The following is a 16,909-nucleotide window of genomic DNA, read 5'->3' on the forward strand; positions in this document are numbered from 1 at the left end:
TGTGTTCAAGGCCTAGCTGGCCACGAGGTGGTTTGGCGTGGAAGTTGTTGTGAAAAGCCCTTTTCCGGTCACCAGCGGTAGGGCAAGGGTGGTCGTGATGCCCGGCGGCGCCGCGATCACGTCGGGGATGGCGTTGACGACGCGGCCGGCGGCACCGGCGATCGCGGCGTGGTTGTGGTCGCCCTTGCGGCTGCTCGGCACGATGTCCACGGCGTAGGACGGTTCGCCGACGATCTCGACGCGGTACGAGCCGTCACCGGAAGCGGGTTGCTGCCAGTCGGGCCGCAGGTCGGGCCGCAGCCGGGTGATGTGCTCGATGACGATCGCGGGGTGGCCCTTGACCATTCCCCGAATCTCGAACCGCAACGCGGCCACCGTGCCCTTGGCCACCCGTCCGACCGCGATGTCGAAGTCTTCCGGCGCCGGCTCGCGCTGGTATGACTCGGTGATCTCGTCGATCTCGATGCCCAGGCCGGCCGCCAGCTGGCGGATCGCGGTCCCCCAGGCGATGCCGAGAATGCCCGGTTGCAGCAGCATCGGCACCTCGTCCATGGGCTTGGCGAACCCCATGTAGTCCATCACCTCGACGCCGTCGTAGCTCGCGTAGTCGTGGATCTCCATGCAGCGCACCGACTCGATGCGCTGGCAGGTGCCGGCGAGCGCGAACGGGATCAGATCATTGGCGAATCCCGGGTCGACACCGCTGATGAAGATTGTCGAATTACCTTGCCGGGCAGCATCTTCCACCCGGTTGATGTACTTGTCGGGCATCACTCCCCAGGGGAATTGCAGCAGCCCGGGCGAGGATCCGACGACGTTGATGCCGGCGGCCAGGATGCGCATGACGTCGGCCATGGCCTCGGGCAGCCGGGTGTCACCCATCGCGCAGTAGACAACGCACTCGGGCTTGGCGGCGATCAGCGCGTCGAGGTCGTTGGCGGCTTTGATACCGGTGTCGACTGGGGCGTCCAGGCCGACGCCGCAAAGCTCCCCGGCGTCCTTGCCCACCTTCTCGGGCGACGACACATTCAACGCGATCAGTTCGAATTGCGGATTGGTGATGAGCTCGGCGAGAGCAAGCCTTCCGACGTTTCCGGTACCGACGTGGGCGACGCGGATTGCCATGACCGTCTCCGTTCAGAACGTGGAAAACTTTTCTAGACAGTAGTCCACAATTTCTGGTGCGCCCATCGGGGTCGCCGGCCACTACGGCCCGAGCGGCGAAGTGGCCCGAATCGACTCGTCGCGAATCAAACCCCGCAGCAGCGCGGTGCTGAACTCGGCGGCGATCTCCTTGGCCGATCGTCGTCCGCTCGGCCGCAGCCACCGATAGCTGCCCAGCGTCATCCCGATGTAGCCCAGCGCCAGCACGTGCGAGTCGCACTCGTAGAACTCGCCGCTGGCGATCCCGCGATCGATCAGGCCGTGCACGTGGTGGTAGACCTGGGCTTCCTTCTCGCGGACCTCCGCGACCTGTTCACTGGTGAACCACTCGGTGATGTAGGGCTGCTCCTGGAAATACACCGCGGCCCTCTCGGGGTCGCTGGCGATTCCCATGAGCAGCCGGATCGTGTACTGGTAGAGCGCCTCGCGGGCGGTCCAGGACGGGTCGTCGTGCACGGCGGCCAGCGTGCCCTCGGCGGCCTGGCGGTAGATGTCGAACAGGATCAGCGACTTGCTGGCGTAGTAGTGGTAGACGGTGGCCTTGTTCAGGCCGATCACGTCGGCGACGTCATCCATCCGGGTGCCGTGATAGCCGCGGGCGGCGAACAGCTTGGTCGCCACGGCCAGCAACTCCTCGCGCCGCGTTAACCCGTTGGGGGTGATGCTGTCGGATGACATCTCTACTCACTATCGTCGCTGCCAGCCAAGCCGGATGAGGTTCCAGCGAGGCTCCGGTAAAGCAAAGTACCAATCAACTGGTTGGACAGTTTAAGGCCATCGCCGCCTGTCGCCCCGGGACTCATGGGGCTACAGTGGAAATTTGAACGAGGCCGCTAGGGGATCGCAAGAGGATAGGTGGCGCTGATGGATCCGAGTCCGGACTACGACGCGAGCGACGAGATCGAGTTCTTCATGAACTACCTAAGCTGGGGCTTGCGCGGAGTCGAGAACGGCCACGGATACCCGCCGCCCGCGTATCCGCCCGTTTAGACGCCGTTCCCACCTCGACGAATTAGAGCGCTTTGAGTTCCTCGGCGATCGCGGTCACCGATTTCTTCGCATCACCGAACAGCATGCTGGTGCCATCCGCGTAGAACAGCGGGTTGTCGATCCCGGCGAAGCCGGAGTTCATCGACCGCTTCAGCACGATCACGGACTTCGCCTTGTCCACATTGAGGATCGGCATGCCGTAGATCGGGCTGGACGCGTCGTTGCGGGCCGCGGGGTTGGTGACGTCGTTGGCGCCGATGACGATGGCGACGTCGGTACGAGCGAACTCGTCGTTGATGTCGTCCATGTCCTTCATGGCGTCGTAGTCGACCTCGGCCTCGGCCAGCAGCACGTTCATGTGCCCGGGCATCCGGCCGGCGACCGGGTGGATCGCGTATTTCACCGTCACACCCTTGTGCTCCAGCAAGGTCGCCATGTCCTTGACCGCGTGCTGGGCCTGCGCGACCGCCAAGCCGTAGCCGGGCACCACGATCACTTGGTTGGCGTAGGCCATCTGAATCGCGGCATCGGCGGCCGAGGTCGCCTTCACCGTCTTGTCGCCACCGCCGTCGCCACTCGGCGCCACCCCACCGCCACCGAAACCTCCGGCGACGATCGCGGGAATGGAGCGGTTCATCGCCTTGGCCATGAGGTTGGTCAGGATCGAGCCGGAGGCACCGACGATCATGCCGGCCACGATCATCGCGGTGTTGTTCAGCGCCAGACCCGCGGCCGCGGCCGACAGCCCGGTCATCGCGTTGAGCAACGAGATGACCACCGGCATGTCGGCGCCGCCGATGGGCAGCACCACCATCAGGCCCAGCGCCCCGGCGGCGGCCAGCAGGCCGATCATCCACCACAGCGGCGCCCCGCCCGACCCGGGATGCGCGTGCAGGCCGATGACCACCGCGGCGGCCACCGCGGCCACCAGCAACAGCAGGTTGACCGGTTGCTGAGCCTTGCCGAAGCCGATCGGCGATCCCGAGATGATCTCCTGCAGCTTGCCGAACGCGATGATCGAGCCCCAGAAGGAGATCGACCCGATGATCGCGGCGAACAACGACGCGACCACGATGTGCACGGTCGGCGATTCGCCGTGCTGGAACGCGGAAAATCCACTGGTGTCCATGAATTCGGCAAGCGCGATGAGCGCGACCGTGCCGCCACCGACTCCGTTGAAGAAGGCCACCAGCTGCGGCATGGCGGTCATCTTGGTCAGTCGCGCCGGCGGAACGCCGAGCACGATGCCGACCACCAGGCCGGCGATGATCAGCACCCATTGGTCGGTGTGCCGGATCTTGACCAGCGTGGCCGCCACCGCGAGCGCCATGCCCACCGCGGCGATCAGGTTGCCCCGCACCGCGGTCTTGGGCCCAGTCAGGCCCATCAGGCCGTAGATGAACAGCGCGAACGAGATGACGTAGAGGACCGTGACGAGATAGTTCATTTCGCGGCCGGCCCTCCCGCTTTCTCGCCCTTCGCGGCCGGGACCGACTTCTTGCCCTTGAACATGCCCAGCATCCGGTCGGTGACGATGAAGCCGCCGATCACGTTCAGGGTGCCGAACACCACCGCGACGAACAGGATGATCTGCACCGCCAGCGACGGGTGCTCGACCTCACCGAAGACCACCAGCGCGCCGAGCACGACGATGCCGTGGATGGCGTTGGTTCCCGACATCAGCGGCGTGTGCAGCGTATTGGGCACCTTGGAGATCACCGCGAACCCGACGAATCCGGACAGCACCAGGATCGCCAGGTTTTCCAACAGCTCGTCGTACATCTAGGAGTCCTCTCCGCGAGTCACACACGACTCGGCGACGACTTCGTCGTCGAAGTCCGGGGCCAGCTTGCCGTCGGTCATCAGCAGGTCCAGTAGCGCGGTGATGTTCTTGCTGTAGAGCTCGCTGGCGTGCTCGGGCATCGTCGCCGGCAGGTTCAGCGGCGACGCGATGGTGACGTCGTGCTTGACGACCGTCCGCCCGGGCTCGGTGAGCTCGCAGTTGCCCCCGGTTTCCCCGGCCAGGTCCACCACCACGCTGCCGGGTTTCATCGCTTCGACGGCCGCGGCGGTCACCAGCCGCGGCGCGGGTCGTCCCGGCACGAGCGCGGTGGTGATGACGACGTCGAAGCCGCTGATCGCCTTCTCCAGCGCCTGCTGTTGCTGGGCCTTTTCGTCTTCGGTCAGCTCGCGCGCGTATCCACCCTCGCCGGCCGCATCGATGCCGATGTCCAGCCACTGGGCCCCCACCGACCGCACCTGGTCGGCGACCTCGGGCCGCACGTCGTAGCCGGTGGTGCGCGCCCCGAGCCGTTTGGCCGTCGCCAGCGCCTGCAGCCCGGCCACTCCGACGCCGAGGACCAGCACGGTGGCCGGCTTCACCGTCCCCGCCGCCGTCGTCAGCATCGGGAAGAACCGGGTCGACTCGGAGGCCGCCAGCAGCACGGCCTTATAGCCGGACACGTTGCCTTGCGACGACAACGCGTCCATCGCCTGCGCGCGCGAGATCCGCGGGATGGCCTCCAGCGCGAACGCCTGCACGCCCGCCGCACGCAGCGCGGCGATGGAGTTGTCCGCATTGCGGGGCGCCAGGAAGCCGATCAGTGTCTGGCCGCTGCGCAATTTGCCGACCTCGTCGGCGGTCGGCGGCGCGACCTTGACCACGACATCGGCGGTCCACGCGTCCCCGATGATGGCGCCGGCCTCGGTGTAGAGCGCGTCGGGCAGCAGCGCGCCTTCACCCGCGCCGGACTCGACCACCACGGCCAGTCCGCTGCCCGTCAGCGACGCGACCGCCTTGGGTACCAGCGCGACCCGGCGCTCGTCCGTCCCGGACTCAGCGACTACCCCGATCGTCGTCTGCGGATCTGTCATCGCGCGCACATCCACTTTCCTTAGGTTCTGCCCGGGCGTTTGCCCCAGACACCCTAACCGCCGCTACCAGAGCGGGAAGTCTTGGCCGTGTTCGGATGCCGGGCGGGGTCCGACGTGGCGCCGCTCGGATTCGGTGATCGGCACGTCGTTGATGCTGGCCTCGCGGCGGGCCATCAACCCCGACGGCGTGAACTCCCACAGCTCGTTGCCGTAGCTGCGATACCACTGCCCGGTGTCGTCATGGCACTCGTACTGGAACCGCACGGCGATCCGGTTGTCGTGAAAGTCCCACAGGCTCTTGCGCAGCGAGTAGTCCAGTTCGCGCTGCCACTTGCGGGTCAAAAACGCCACGATCTCGGCGCGGCCGACGATGTGTTCGCTGCGGTTTCGCCATTGCGAGTCGGGCGTGTAGGCCAGGCTGACGTGCTCGGGATCGCAGGTGTTCCACGCGTCTTCGGCTGCTTGCACCTTCTGCAGCGCGGTTTCGTGGGTGAAAGGCGGGAAGGGCGGGCGGGTCTCGGTCATGGCCCCCATCATCCCCCGTCGAGCTGGGGGCATCCCCCGCCTGCGGGGAACGCGGAATCGCACTATGCCGCATGTATTCGGGCGATTCCGCGTCTGGTCGCGGCGGGTTAAGGGGCGTGTCCTATCGTGACGGGCATGGACTTCGCGATGTCGGCTAAGGCCACCGACTACCACAAGCGGTTGTCCGACTTCATGACCGAGTTTGTCTTTCCGGCCGAAGCCGATTACGACAACTACCGCCACGAGGCCGGCCCCAACGACCACACCGTTCCGCCCGTCATCGAGCAACTGAAAACCAAGGCCAAAGAGCGCGGCCTGTGGAACTTGTTCCTGCCGGCCGAGTCGGGGTTGACCAACCTGGAATACGCGCCGCTGGCCGAGCTGACCGGCTGGAGCCTGGAGCTGGCGCCCGAGGCGATCAACTGCGCGGCGCCCGACACCGGCAACATGGAGACGCTGCACCTGTTCGCCACCGAGGAACAGCGCAAGCAGTGGCTGGAGCCGTTGCTGGCCGGCGAGATCCGCAGCGCGTTCTCGATGACCGAGCCGGCAGTGGCCAGCAGCGACGCCCGCAACATCGAGACCTCAATCGTGCGCGACGGCGCCGACTACGTGATCAACGGCCGCAAGTGGTGGACCTCGGGTGCGGCCGACCCCCGCTGCAAGATCCTCATCGTGATGGGCCGCACCAATCCTGAGGCGGCCAGCCACCAGCAGCAGTCGATGGTGCTCGTCCCGATGGACACCCCCGGTGTGACGAACGTGCGCTCGACGTCGGTGTTCGGCTGGCAGGACCAGCACGGCCACTCCGAGATCATCTACGACAACGTCCGCGTGCCGACCACCAATCTGCTCGGCGAAGAGGGCGGCGGCTTCGCGATCGCCCAGGCCCGGCTGGGACCGGGCCGCATCCACCACTGCATGCGCGCGCTCGGCGGCGCCGAGCGTGCGTTGGCCCTGATGGTGGACCGCGCCCGCAATCGCATCGCGTTCGGCCGCCCGCTGGCCGAACAGGGTCTGGTGCAGCAGGCGGTTGCCAAGTCCCGCAACGAAATCGACCAGGCGCGGTTGCTGTGCGAGAAGGCCGCCTGGACCATCGACCAGCACGGCAACAAGGCCGCGCATCTATTGGTCTCGCAGATCAAAGCCGTTGCGCCGCAAGTGGCCTGCGATGTCATCGACCGCGCCATCCAGGTCCATGGGGCCGCGGGCGTCAGCGACGACACCGTGCTTGCCCGGCTGTACGGCTGGCATCGCGCCATGCGGATCTTCGACGGACCCGACGAGGTGCACATGCGGACCATCGCGCGTACTGAGCTCGGCCGCGAGCAGTCCACCTTCGCCTCGGCGGTCACCGCGCATGACTGAGACCCTGCGAGAACTGTCGGGCGCGTGGAACTTTCGCGACGTCGCCGACGGTGCGGCCGCGCTGCGACCCGGGCGGCTGTTCCGCTCCGGCGAGCTGAGCCGCTTGGACGACGAGGGCCGCGCGCTGCTGCGCGATCTCGGCATCACCGACGTCGCGGACTTGCGCGCCAGGCGTGAGGTCGCCCGGCGCGGTCCGGGCTTGGTGCCCGACGGAGTCGAAATCCACCTGCTGCCCCTGCCCGATCTTGGTGACGAAGAGCCTCAGAGTGAGGACGCAGCGCCGCACGAGACGGCGTTTCGGCGGCTGTTCGAGGGCGATCCCGACCAATCCGACGAGGCAGTTAACGAGGCCGCTGTCCGCCACATGATCGACGAATACCGGCAATTCCCGTCCCGTAACGGAGCGCAACGCGCTGTGCGGCAAGTCTTTTCGTTGCTTGCAGCCGGGCGACCGGTGCTCACGCACTGCTTCGCGGGCAAGGACCGCACCGGTTTTGTGGTAGCCACGGTGCTGGAAGCGATCGGCATCGATCGCGACACCATCGTGGCTGACTATCTGCGCAGCAATGCCGCGGTACCCCAACTACGAGACCACATCTACGAGATGATCCAGCACCGTTCCGACGTCGAACTCACCCCGGAGGTCGTCACGTTCACCAAGGCGCGGCTGGCCGATGGCGTCCTCGGCGTGCGCCCGGAATATCTGGCCGCCGCCCGCCAGGCGATCGACGAGGCGTATGGCTCGCTGGACGCCTACCTACGCGACGCAGGCATTGCGGAGGCGGATGTGGACCGCCTGCGCAATGAACTGCTCGTCTAATTCGCCGGCTCTTAGCCCAGCTTGAAATTGGCCTGCTTGGCCTCGGACAAGTCGGTGATCTCGGCCCAGTGCGCGGCGACATCGTCCACCGTCGGCGGCTTGTCGAACGTGATGCCGTCGTTCTGGAACAGCGCGACACGCTGCACCTTGCCGCCACCGACCACGAAAACCGAAGCGTTGTTGGGGTTTTCCTCGGTGGACAGGTAGGCGACCACCGGTGCGACGTATTCGGGCGTGAGCTTCTCGAGCACTTCCTTGGGCAGGATGTCCTCGGTCATCCGGGTGGCCGCGATCGGCGCAACGGCATTGGCGTGGATGTTGTACTTCGCACCTTCGAGCGCCAGGCTGTTGATCAGGCCGACCAGTCCGAGCTTGGCCGCGCCGTAGTTGGTCTGACCGAAGTTGCCGAATAGCCCACTGGTCGAGGTGGCTACCACCACCCGGCCGTAGCTCTGCTCACGGAAATGCGGCCAGGCCGCGCGGATGACGTTGTACCCGCCGTACAGGTGCACCTTGAGCACGGAGTCCCAGTTCTCGAACGTCATCTTGTGGAAGGTGCCGTCGCGCAGGATTCCCGCGTTGCTCACCACGCCGTGGATCGCGCCGAACTCGTCGATCGCGGTCTTGATGATGTTCTCGGCGCCCTCGGGCTCGGCGACGCTGTCGTAGTTGGCGGCCGCCCGGCCGCCCGCGTCCCGGATCTCGGCGACGACCTGGTCAGCCATGTTGTGGCCGGCACCGGTGCCGTCGCGCGCTCCACCAAGGTCATTGACGATGACGCTCGCGCCCTCGGCGGCGAGGGTCAGGGCGTATTCGCGGCCCAATCCCCCACCGGCTCCGGTGACGACGATGACGCGATCCTGCACTCCTGGCATCAGGTTCCTCTCTGCTTTTGTAAAACGTTTACTAGCAAGTGATTTGGTGCGAAAACGGGTCAGAACATCCGGCGAGCCATTTTCATGGCCCGGTCGGTGTACGGCGGGTAGATGAAGCTCGATAAGTCCGGCCGGGTCGGCTTGGTCAGCACCGACTTGCGGTGGCTGAACTCCTCGAAGCCGAATCTGCCATGGTAGGCACCCATCCCCGATGCGCCGACGCCACCGAACGGCAACTTGGCCGTCGAGACCTGGAAGGCGAGGTGGTTGACCAGCATGCCGCCGGCGGGCACCTCTTTGATGACCCGTTCGCGGGTCTCCTTCGTTTTGGTGAACAGGTACGCCGCCAACGGCTTGGGCCGTGAATTGACGAAACGTATTGCGTCATCCAGGTTTTGGGCGGTAATGACCGGCAGTACCGGCCCGAAGATCTCGTTTTGCATCAGAGGCCCGTCCGGATCGGGGTCCACCACAACGGCGGGCTGGATGCGCAGGCTCGACGCGTCGCAGGCCCCGCCCACGGTGACCTTGCCGTCGCCGCCGGACAGGTATCCGCTGATCCGGTCGAACTGCCGCTGGTTGACGATCCGCATCCCGTTCGGCTTGTCGGCCGTGAACTTTGTGACGGCAGCACCGATCTTGCTGACCAGTTCGTCGCGGATCTTGATGTCGGCCAGCACGTAATCGGGCGCGACGCAGGTCTGCCCGGCGTTCAGCAGCTTCATCCACGCGATCCGCTTGGCCGCCACGTCGATGTCGGCGTCGGCCGCCACGATCACCGGGCTCTTGCCGCCGAGCTCCAGCGTGCAGGGGGTCAGGTGCGGGGCCGCACCCTCGTAGACCTTGCGGCCGATCTCGGTGCCGCCGGTGAACAGCACCCGGTCCAGGCCTTGCGCGATGAGCTCCTGGCTCACCGCACCGTCGCCCTCGACCACCGCGATGGCGTCGTTGTCGAGGTACTTCGGGACCAGCTCGGCCATCAGGTGTGCGGAAGCCGCCGCGATCTCCGAGGGCTTGAGAATGACGGCGTTGCCGGCCGCTATCGCGCCGACCGCGGGACCCAGCGTCAGATAGAAGGGGTAATTCCAGGCGCCGATGACCAGCACCGTGCCGTAGGGCTCGTACTCGATCCAGCCGCGGCCGGGCAGCTGCGGCATTTCCAGCAGTCGGTATTTGCGGCGCGTCCAGCTGCGCACCTTCTTGGCCGCGAACTTCGCTTCGCCGGCGGTGGTGGCGATGTCTGCGATGAACGCCTCGAACGGGCTGCGATCCAGGTCTTCGGCCAGCGCGGCCCCGATCGCGGCCTCGTTCTCTTCCATCAGCTTGGCCAGCTGCAACAGCTGCCGTTTACGCCAGTCGATGTCGCGGGTACGGCCGGTGGCGAAGGTCTGGCGCAGCCGTCCCACCGTCGCGGCGATGTTGACGGGGTGCGCTTGCCCAGAGTTGGCGGCCCCATTGGTTTCGGAGGTCTGTGGTGCAACCGATTCGGTGGTCATCGTTGTCCTTCCCTTGTGCACCGTCCCGAGGGTGCCCGCTGCTCGGCAGGCAGACACTCATGGGTGATACTCGCGATCCTAACCATCCGGTTGGGAGGGCAGTAAGGAAGATCCGGCGTGACCCGGTCAGGCCTTGGTCGCCGTCACAAAGGTGTTCGCGAACGGCCGCTCATCCGACACCGGCTCGCGGCCCAATCGCACCGCCTCCTCGCGCGCGCTGATGACGCGGGTGGTCCAGCCGTGCCCGGCGAACCAGTCACCGCAGTCGGGGCGGTCGCCGTCCTCGAACCAGAGGTCGAACGGGTTGAACGAGGTGTCTTGGCCGCGCGCTTCCCGCTTGGCCTTCAGGTTGGCCCACCGCTTTTCGGCCTCTTGGCGCTTGGCTTGGTCCACCCCGAAGTTCTCCACGGCCGCCCGGCTGCCCGCTGCGCTCAGCGCGTCGATCGAGGCGAACAGCGCTTCCTGCGCCGCCGCCGGCAAGAACGGCAACAGCCCCTCGGCGAGCCACGCCGTCGGGCGGCTCGTGTCGAAGTCGACGCCACGCAGGGCCAGCGGCCAGTCGTGGCGCAGGTCGACAGGTACGGCCCGCCGCTCGGCGATGGGCGTAGCGCCGTGACCGGCCAGTGTCCGGCTTTTGTATTCCAGCACCTTGGGCACGTCGATCTCGTAGACGACGGTGCCGGCCGGCCAGTCCAACCGGTATGCGCGCGAGTCCAGGCCGGCCGCCAGAATCACCACCTGCCGGATCCCGCCGGCAACCGCGTCGGTGAAGTATTCGTCGAAAAAATGCGTCCGCACCGCCTGGTAGTCGATCATCTGCTGGGAGTCGACGGTGGAGTCAGGATCGTCGTCCTCGGCCCACCACGCGGCTACCTGCTCACGCACGCCGGCCAGCTCGGGCGTCGACACCAACGGCTCGGCGAACTGGTCGCGGATGAGCGGATCGGCGCTGGCGGTCTCGGCGGCGCGGGCCAGGGCAACCATCACCGCGGTCGCCCCGACGCTGGTGGCGATGTCCCAGGAGTCGTCCGCGGTGCGCGGCACTACAGCTTCTCGCCGATGACGAAATCGGAGAATGCGTCCTGGTCGTCGGAGAGCGGAACGTTCTCGATCCAGCGGCCCAGCCGGCGCATCTCGTCGGTCGAGTGCTGCGCAGTGGCCCGCCAGCCGTGTTCGTTCAGCCATTGGGTGACGTCGGCGCGGTGGTCGTCGCGATACATGAGCTCGCCGACGTCGACGCTCTGCTCGAAGCCGATCTCGTCGGCCACCTTCTTGAACCGCTCCCGCATCTGCTGTCGACGCTCGTCGGCGTGGTTGGGTGCGGTTTCGGCCGAGACCCGGCTCCCGGCCGGACTCAGCTCACCGACCAGGGTGAAAAGCCGGTCCTGAGCCTCGGCGGGCAGGTACATCAGCAACCCCTCCGCCAGCCACGCGGTGCGCTGGGCCGGGTCGAAGCCCGCGGCCCGCAGTGCGGCCGGCCAGTCCTGACGCAAGTCGATGGCCACCTCGCGGCGATCGGCGGCAGGGGTGACGCCGTTGTCGGCCAGCGTGCTGGATTTGTAGTCGAGCACCTGCGGCTGATCGATCTCATACACGGTGGTGCCGGCCGGCCAGTCCAGGCGGTAGGCGCGCGAGTCCAGTCCCGACGCCAGGATCACGATCTGGCGGATCCCGGCGGCTACGGCATCGGCGAAGAAGGTGTCGAAGAACTTGGTCCGCACCGCCTGGTAGCCGCGCATGTGATGCAAGTGGGCCGCGGAATCCTCGTCGAGGGCCTCGATCTTGGCCGTGACCTCGGGGTCCAGCATGGCTTCCCACAGCACGCCGGCCCCGGCACCCTCGACCAGCAGCTTGGCATAGGGGTCGCGGATCAGCGCGTCGGGCCGCTCGGTTTCGACGGCGCGGGCCGCGGCCACCATGACCGCGGTGCTGCCGACGCTGGTCTTGATGTCCCAGGTGTCATCGTGGGTGCGCAGTGAGCTCATCGGGTCTCCGAAGTCTTTCGTTGGGCTAGTTGGACGGACCGCCGAGACGCGCTTGCAGCAACGTGCTGCGCACGGCGTCGTCGGCCAGATTTTCGGGTATCGCGCGTCCCAGCCGGGCCATCTCGTCGCGGTTGCTCACCACACGCACCTGCCAGCCGTGCTGGGCGAGCCACTCGGCGGCATCCGAGCGGTCTGGCTCGTGGTAGGTCAGCGCCTCGACGTTGACGTCCAGCCCGAGCCGGTCGCGCATCCGGGTCCAGCGCGCGGTGTTGCTGCTGGAGTTCATGCCAAACGCCTCGATGGCGACGCGACTGCCCACGGCGCTCAGCGCGGTGAACATCTCGAAGAGCCGGTCCTGGGCAGCGCTGGGCAGATACGGCAGCAGGCCCTCGGCCAGCCACGCCGTCGGCTGGGTGGGGTCGAATCCGGCGGCCGCCAGCGCCGCGGGCCAGTCGTCGCGCAGGTCCACCGGGACGGTGTGCCGGTTCGCGGTGGGCATCGCGCCGTGGGCCTTGAGGACTCCGGTTTTGTATTCCAGCACCTTGGGCTGATCGACCTCGTAGACCGCGGTGCCGGTGGGCCAATCCAACCGGTAGGCCCGCGAATCCAGCCCGGCGGCCAGGATCACCACCTGCCGGATGCCGTCGCCGACCGCGTCGGTGAAGTACTGGTCGAAGAAGTGCGTGCGGACGGCCTGGTAATCGATGCCGAGGCGATGCGCGCGCTGCCCCTGCTCATCGCCGTCCAGCCAGGCCAGCTCGGGGTCGGCCAGCTGGGCCCACGCCGGGCCGGCCGAGGACACCAGGGTCCGGGCGAAATCGTCGCGGATCAGGGGATCGGGGCCCGCCGTCTCCGCGGCGCGCGCCGCAGCGACGCCCAACGCGGTCGCGCCGACGAGTTCGGTGATGGCCCAGGAGTCGCCGTCGGTACGCAACGAGGACGCTGACGAAGAAGTGTCATCGAGATCAGTCATGCCGGCACCATGCTACCCGAATAAGTTAGTTAGCCTATGCGCTTTGTGCCCGATCTCACTGCGCCCGCCAACGGCACGGCGACGTCAGCGGTCGGGCCTGAACAGCGCGCCGGCCAGCAGCCTCCGCAGCATCTCGGTGAGGTCTGCCATCTCGCGGCTGCGCAGATAACCGGAATAGAACCCCACGCCGCAGAGCAGGACGAGCAGCGTCTCGGTCAACGCTGCTACGTCGATATCAGGCTCGACCTCCCCGCGTTCGATTGCGTCGTTCACCGCCCACGTCAGGAACTCCCGGCTCGTTCGAACGGCGTCGTTTCCGGATTTGTTCAATTCTGGATGGCGGTGCGATTCCAGCACGTTGGTCACCAGAAACGCGGATGCGGACGGATTCTCCGAATTTGCATCCATCGCGGCGGAGATGAACGAGCCGATCCGTCCCATGAGCGTGGTCTCGCCGCCGGCCCGTTTAATGCCGGCGGCGACAACCATTTCGTTAGTCTCGGCTACAACTTCCCGATACAGCATTCGCTTGCTGGGAAAATAGTGGTTGATCGCCGGCCTGGTCAGATCGGCGCGAACCGCAATCGCCTGGAAAGTCGCCCCGTCATAGCCGCGTTCACTAAAGACAAGACGAGCGGCGTCCAAGATTCTCTTGCGAGTCTCGTCTGCCTTCGCAGCGGGCGGGCGGCCCGGTCTGCGCCTCCCCGTTGACGGCACTAGAGGATTGTGCCACCGCCACGATGCGGCATTAACGCATTCGGCGGAATATTGCCGAATTTTCCGGCTTGGTAGTCCTCCACCGCCTCGATCAATTCCGCGCGTGAGTTCATCACGAAAGGCCCGTAGTGGAATACGGGTTCGCGAATCGGTCGGCCGCCCAGAAACAACAGGTCTATTGCCGTGGTGCCCAAGGAATCCTGGGCCGGTTCGGCGCCGACGGTGATCCGATCCCCGGGGCCCAGCACGGCCAACTGCCCCTGCCGAATGGGATGGCCGATCGGACCGACATATCCGTTCCCGGACAGCACATAGATCAGCGAGTTGAAATCACGCCGCCACGGGATGTTGAGCCGCGCCCCGTGTTCAATCGTGGCGTGCGCCAGCGTGATCGGCGTGTGGGTGACACCGGGTCCGCGATGACCGTCGATCTCACCGGCGATGATGCGCACCAGCGCACCGCCGTCGTCCGACGCGATCAGGCCGGCGTCGCCGCCCTCGATGGACTGATACCTCGGCGGCGCGAACTTGTCCTTCTTGGGCAGATTCACCCAGAGCTGGATGCCGTGGAAGGTGCCGCCACTTTCCACCAACTCGGCGGGCGGGGTTTCGATGTGCAGGATGCCCGACCCCGCGGTCATCCACTGCGTGGCGCCGTCGGTGATCAAGCCCCCACCGCCGTGGGAGTCCTGGTGCGCGAATTTGCCGTCGATCATGTAAGTGACCGTTTCGAAGCCACGGTGGGGGTGCCAATCGGTGCCCCTGGGTTCTCCCGGCTGGTATTCCACCTCACCCATCTGGTCCAGGTGGACGAACGGATCCAGGGCTGCGGCACTCACCCCGGCGAACGCCCGCACGACGGGGAACCCCTCACCCTCGTAGCCTCGGGGCCCCGTGGTGATCGACCGGACCGGGCGCTCGGTGTCGGCGGGATTGGCCGCGCCGACCCGCGGCAACGTCAAAGTGTCTGCGGTGATAGCAGGCATATTTACCTCCTCTTGTTGTGCTACCCATATAACCGGACCGTAGTCCGTTTATTCCCCGGGGTGCGAGACGCGGGAGTCGAGGGTCAGACTCTTACGGTGAGCGAGCCGCCGGAGGGGGAGCCCCAGCCCGCCGTTGCCCCACCTAGCGCCGCCGGTGGACGATTCGGGGCCGTGATCAGGACCTCGGGCTATCTGCGCAAATGGTTCCTGCTGGGTGTCACGATCGGCGTCATCGCGGGCCTGGGCGCTGTCGTCTTCTACCTGGGACTGAAATACACCGCACAGTTTCTGCTCGGCTACCTGGCCGACTACCACCTGCCGACCCCCGTCGGGGAAGGCGGCAGCCGCGGCTCCGCCGGCTTCTCCCGCCCGTGGGCGATCCCGTTGGTGACGACGGGCGGGGCGCTGCTGTCGGCGTTGCTGGTCGCCAAACTCGCCCCGGAAGCCACCGGCCACGGCACCGACGAGGCCATCGAGGCGGTGCACACCGATCCGCGCGCCATCCGGTTCCGCGCGGTGCTGGTGAAGATGGTGGCCAGCGCGCTGACCATCGGCTCGGGCGGGTCGGGCGGCCGCGAAGGCCCGACGGCGCAGATCTCGGCGGGCTTCTGCTCGCTGCTGACCCGGCGCCTCAACCTGTCCGACGAGGACGGCCGGGCCGCGGTGGCGCTGGGCATCGGCGCGGGCATCGGCGCGATCTTCGCCGCGCCGCTCGGCGGGGCGGTGCTGGCCGCGTCGATCACCTACCGCGACGACTTCGACTACCGCTGCCTGCTGCCCGGCTTCATCACCTCCGGCGTGGCCTATGCCGTGCTCGGATCATTCCTGGGCTTCGACCCGCTGTTCGGCTACATCGACGCCGAGTACCGCTTCGAACGGGCCTGGCCGCTGCTGTGGTTCGTGGTGATCGGGCTGGCCGGGGCGGCCGTCGGCTACCTGTACGCGCGGGTCTTCCACACCTCAGTCCGCCTCACCCGCCGGCTCCCCGGCGGGCCGGTGCTCAAGCCGGCGGTGGGCGGACTCTTAGTTGGGCTGCTCGGGCTGCTGATACCCGAGATTCTGAGCAGCGGCTACGGCTGGGCGCAGCTGGCCGCGCAGCGGGACTCCTTGCTACACATCCCGCTGTGGATCGTCCTCGTCCTGCCGCTCGCCAAGATCGTCGCCACCTCGCTCTCGATCGGCAGCGGCGGCTCCGGCGGGCTGTTCGGCCCGGGGATCGTCATCGGCGCGTTCCTCGGGGCCACCGTGTGGCGGTTGGGCGAGCTGTGCCACCTGCCGGGCATCCCGCACGATCCCGGCATCTTCGTCGTGGTCGGGATGATGACCTGTTTCGGCAGCGTCGCGCGGGCGCCACTGGCGATCATGATCATGGTGGCCGAGATGACCGGCTCATTCTCGGTGGTGCCGGGAGCGATCATCTCGGTGGGCATTGCCGCAATGTTGCTGTCGCGCACCAATGTGACCATCTACGAGGCGCAGCGGCTCAATCGTGAAGCGGCACAAGCGGAACGGGAGCACCAGGCGGCGCCCGAAACACCTTAGCCCCTTGCGGCCCTAGGACTTACGCCGCGCGGTACTGGCCGCGCCCTTCTCGGTGCTTTTACCCTCGTGCTTGAGCTTGCCGCCCGCGCTTTCGAGGTGGGCACGCACGAACCATTGGAACTTCTCCAGCGGCCCCGCCTGCCCGATCAGCAGGTCCTGCGTCACCGGGTCGAGTTCGTCTGTCTCGTCGATGGCGTGGCGAAGGTCTTCGACGACGCCGTTGTAGACCAGGTCCAGCGCGGCCAGGTGCGCCTGCACGGTGTCGCGGCCCACCGAGTAGTCATCCCACGACCGATCCCTGATGATGGCCCCGGGAGTGCCCTCAGGCGAAGAACCAAGCGCAGCAATACGTTCGGCGATGTCGTCGGCAAACCCGCGGACGGCGTCCACCTGAGGATCGATCATCTCGTGTACGCCAATGAAGCTGGGGCCCACCACATTCCAGTGAATGTGCTTGAGCGTCAGATGCAGATCGTTGTAGGTGCTCAGTTGCTTCTGCAGCAGCTCGGCCAGGCGCGCTGCCTGCTTGTCGGTCAACCCCGGAATAGTGAACGCAGTCATCGTTTCCTTCCTCACACATCGCTTGTGTTGGCG

General features: G+C 66.7%; 18 protein-coding genes. 4 read left to right on the forward strand and 14 right to left on the reverse strand.

The annotated features are described in order from the left end of the window. Positions 1-12: 12 nt before the first annotated feature. Both MNAB215_RS07015 and MNAB215_RS07020 read right to left on the reverse strand, forming a co-directional pair. The gene (locus tag MNAB215_RS07015) at positions 13-1,125 is read right to left on the reverse strand and encodes an NAD(P)H-dependent amine dehydrogenase family protein (RefSeq protein ID WP_077078058.1); all 1,113 of its coding nucleotides are present in this window, start codon (positions 1,123-1,125) and stop codon (positions 13-15) included. A gap of 81 nt (positions 1,126-1,206) precedes the next feature. Then, a complete protein-coding gene (locus MNAB215_RS07020) occupies positions 1,207-1,842 on the reverse strand; it encodes a TetR/AcrR family transcriptional regulator (protein WP_077078059.1) in 636 nt (211 codons plus the stop codon). Positions 1,843-2,025: 183 nt separating this feature from the next. Between MNAB215_RS07020 and MNAB215_RS07025 the strand changes: the two genes are divergently transcribed. After that, complete coding sequence (locus MNAB215_RS07025; RefSeq protein ID WP_174604568.1) at positions 2,026-2,154, forward strand: hypothetical protein; 129 nt, start codon at positions 2,026-2,028, stop codon at positions 2,152-2,154. 22 nt (positions 2,155-2,176) lie between these two features. Here the strand turns inward: MNAB215_RS07025 and MNAB215_RS07030 are convergent, their stop codons facing one another. The 4 genes from MNAB215_RS07030 to MNAB215_RS07045 form a co-directional block, all read right to left on the reverse strand. Beyond that, positions 2,177-3,601, reverse strand: a complete 1,425-nt coding sequence (locus tag MNAB215_RS07030) for an NAD(P)(+) transhydrogenase (Re/Si-specific) subunit beta (RefSeq protein WP_077078060.1) — start codon at positions 3,599-3,601, stop codon at positions 2,177-2,179. Then, positions 3,598-3,936 (reverse strand): NAD(P) transhydrogenase subunit alpha part 2, encoded by a 339-nt coding sequence (locus MNAB215_RS07035; protein WP_077078061.1) that lies wholly within the window; start codon positions 3,934-3,936, stop codon positions 3,598-3,600. The genes MNAB215_RS07030 and MNAB215_RS07035 overlap by 4 nt, the downstream gene beginning before the upstream one ends. Beyond that, positions 3,937-5,028 (reverse strand): Re/Si-specific NAD(P)(+) transhydrogenase subunit alpha, encoded by a 1,092-nt coding sequence (locus MNAB215_RS07040; RefSeq protein WP_077078482.1) that lies wholly within the window; start codon positions 5,026-5,028, stop codon positions 3,937-3,939. Positions 5,029-5,091: 63 nt separating this feature from the next. Then, positions 5,092-5,553: a nuclear transport factor 2 family protein gene (locus MNAB215_RS07045; protein ID WP_077078483.1), complete on the reverse strand. Its 462-nt coding sequence runs from the start codon at positions 5,551-5,553 to the stop codon at positions 5,092-5,094. A gap of 147 nt (positions 5,554-5,700) precedes the next feature. Between MNAB215_RS07045 and MNAB215_RS07050 the strand changes: the two genes are divergently transcribed. Further along, positions 5,701-6,921, forward strand: a complete 1,221-nt coding sequence (locus tag MNAB215_RS07050; protein ID WP_077078484.1) for an acyl-CoA dehydrogenase family protein — start codon at positions 5,701-5,703, stop codon at positions 6,919-6,921. Continuing rightward, positions 6,914-7,741 carry a tyrosine-protein phosphatase gene (locus tag MNAB215_RS07055; protein ID WP_077078062.1) on the forward strand — a complete coding sequence of 276 codons (828 nt, stop codon included), beginning with the start codon at positions 6,914-6,916 and terminating at the stop codon, positions 7,739-7,741. Before MNAB215_RS07050 ends, MNAB215_RS07055 begins: the two co-directional genes overlap by 8 nt. Positions 7,742-7,752: 11 nt before the next feature. Here the strand turns inward: MNAB215_RS07055 and MNAB215_RS07060 are convergent, their stop codons facing one another. From MNAB215_RS07060 to MNAB215_RS07090, 7 genes are all read right to left on the reverse strand, one after another. Beyond that, positions 7,753-8,616 carry an SDR family oxidoreductase gene (locus MNAB215_RS07060; protein ID WP_077078063.1) on the reverse strand — a complete coding sequence of 288 codons (864 nt, stop codon included), beginning with the start codon at positions 8,614-8,616 and terminating at the stop codon, positions 7,753-7,755. A gap of 59 nt (positions 8,617-8,675) precedes the next feature. Further along, a complete protein-coding gene (locus MNAB215_RS07065) occupies positions 8,676-10,112 on the reverse strand; it encodes an aldehyde dehydrogenase family protein (RefSeq protein ID WP_077078064.1) in 1,437 nt (478 codons plus the stop codon). A gap of 126 nt (positions 10,113-10,238) precedes the next feature. Beyond that, the gene (locus MNAB215_RS07070; protein WP_245830208.1) at positions 10,239-11,096 is read right to left on the reverse strand and encodes an SAM-dependent methyltransferase; all 858 of its coding nucleotides are present in this window, start codon (positions 11,094-11,096) and stop codon (positions 10,239-10,241) included. 59 nt (positions 11,097-11,155) lie between these two features. After that, entirely contained in the window at positions 11,156-12,097 is a 942-nt protein-coding gene (locus MNAB215_RS07075; RefSeq protein WP_077078066.1) for a class I SAM-dependent methyltransferase, read from the reverse strand. 25 nt (positions 12,098-12,122) lie between these two features. Then, entirely contained in the window at positions 12,123-13,070 is a 948-nt protein-coding gene (locus MNAB215_RS07080; RefSeq protein ID WP_077078067.1) for a class I SAM-dependent methyltransferase, read from the reverse strand. Positions 13,071-13,154: 84 nt separating this feature from the next. Continuing rightward, positions 13,155-13,787, reverse strand: a complete 633-nt coding sequence (locus MNAB215_RS07085; RefSeq protein ID WP_077078068.1) for a TetR/AcrR family transcriptional regulator — start codon at positions 13,785-13,787, stop codon at positions 13,155-13,157. Further along, positions 13,787-14,773 carry a pirin family protein gene (locus MNAB215_RS07090; RefSeq protein WP_077078069.1) on the reverse strand — a complete coding sequence of 329 codons (987 nt, stop codon included), beginning with the start codon at positions 14,771-14,773 and terminating at the stop codon, positions 13,787-13,789. The genes MNAB215_RS07085 and MNAB215_RS07090 overlap by 1 nt, the downstream gene beginning before the upstream one ends. A gap of 96 nt (positions 14,774-14,869) precedes the next feature. Between MNAB215_RS07090 and MNAB215_RS07095 the strand changes: the two genes are divergently transcribed. Beyond that, the gene (locus tag MNAB215_RS07095; RefSeq protein WP_077078070.1) at positions 14,870-16,315 is read left to right on the forward strand and encodes a chloride channel protein; all 1,446 of its coding nucleotides are present in this window, start codon (positions 14,870-14,872) and stop codon (positions 16,313-16,315) included. A gap of 12 nt (positions 16,316-16,327) precedes the next feature. Here the strand turns inward: MNAB215_RS07095 and MNAB215_RS07100 are convergent, their stop codons facing one another. Then, entirely contained in the window at positions 16,328-16,876 is a 549-nt protein-coding gene (locus MNAB215_RS07100; protein WP_077078071.1) for a Dps family protein, read from the reverse strand. Positions 16,877-16,909: the final 33 nt, after the last annotated feature.

Origin of the sequence: Mycobacterium numidiamassiliense, assembly GCF_900157365.1 — a bacterium.
GTDB lineage: Bacteria > Actinomycetota > Actinomycetes > Mycobacteriales > Mycobacteriaceae > Mycobacterium > Mycobacterium numidiamassiliense.

Bases quoted from the DNA above. Each gene is read 5' to 3' on its own strand.
- MNAB215_RS07015 (WP_077078058.1), bottom strand. From the start codon at position 1,125: ATGGCAATCCGCGTCGCCCACGTCGGTACCGGAAACGTCGGAAGGCTT.
- MNAB215_RS07020 (WP_077078059.1), bottom strand. From the start codon at position 1,842: ATGTCATCCGACAGCATCACCCCCAACGGGTTAACGCGGCGCGAGGAG.
- MNAB215_RS07030 (WP_077078060.1), bottom strand. From the start codon at position 3,601: ATGAACTATCTCGTCACGGTCCTCTACGTCATCTCGTTCGCGCTGTTC.
- MNAB215_RS07035 (WP_077078061.1), bottom strand. From the start codon at position 3,936: ATGTACGACGAGCTGTTGGAAAACCTGGCGATCCTGGTGCTGTCCGGA.
- MNAB215_RS07040 (WP_077078482.1), bottom strand. From the start codon at position 5,028: ATGACAGATCCGCAGACGACGATCGGGGTAGTCGCTGAGTCCGGGACG.
- MNAB215_RS07045 (WP_077078483.1), bottom strand. From the start codon at position 5,553: ATGACCGAGACCCGCCCGCCCTTCCCGCCTTTCACCCACGAAACCGCG.
- MNAB215_RS07050 (WP_077078484.1), top strand. From the start codon at position 5,701: ATGTCGGCTAAGGCCACCGACTACCACAAGCGGTTGTCCGACTTCATG.
- MNAB215_RS07055 (WP_077078062.1), top strand. From the start codon at position 6,914: ATGACTGAGACCCTGCGAGAACTGTCGGGCGCGTGGAACTTTCGCGAC.
- MNAB215_RS07060 (WP_077078063.1), bottom strand. From the start codon at position 8,616: ATGCCAGGAGTGCAGGATCGCGTCATCGTCGTCACCGGAGCCGGTGGG.
- MNAB215_RS07065 (WP_077078064.1), bottom strand. From the start codon at position 10,112: ATGACCACCGAATCGGTTGCACCACAGACCTCCGAAACCAATGGGGCC.
- MNAB215_RS07070 (WP_245830208.1), bottom strand. From the start codon at position 11,096: ATGGTTGCCCTGGCCCGCGCCGCCGAGACCGCCAGCGCCGATCCGCTC.
- MNAB215_RS07075 (WP_077078066.1), bottom strand. From the start codon at position 12,097: ATGAGCTCACTGCGCACCCACGATGACACCTGGGACATCAAGACCAGC.
- MNAB215_RS07080 (WP_077078067.1), bottom strand. From the start codon at position 13,070: ATGACTGATCTCGATGACACTTCTTCGTCAGCGTCCTCGTTGCGTACC.
- MNAB215_RS07090 (WP_077078069.1), bottom strand. From the start codon at position 14,773: ATGCCTGCTATCACCGCAGACACTTTGACGTTGCCGCGGGTCGGCGCG.
- MNAB215_RS07100 (WP_077078071.1), bottom strand. From the start codon at position 16,876: ATGACTGCGTTCACTATTCCGGGGTTGACCGACAAGCAGGCAGCGCGC.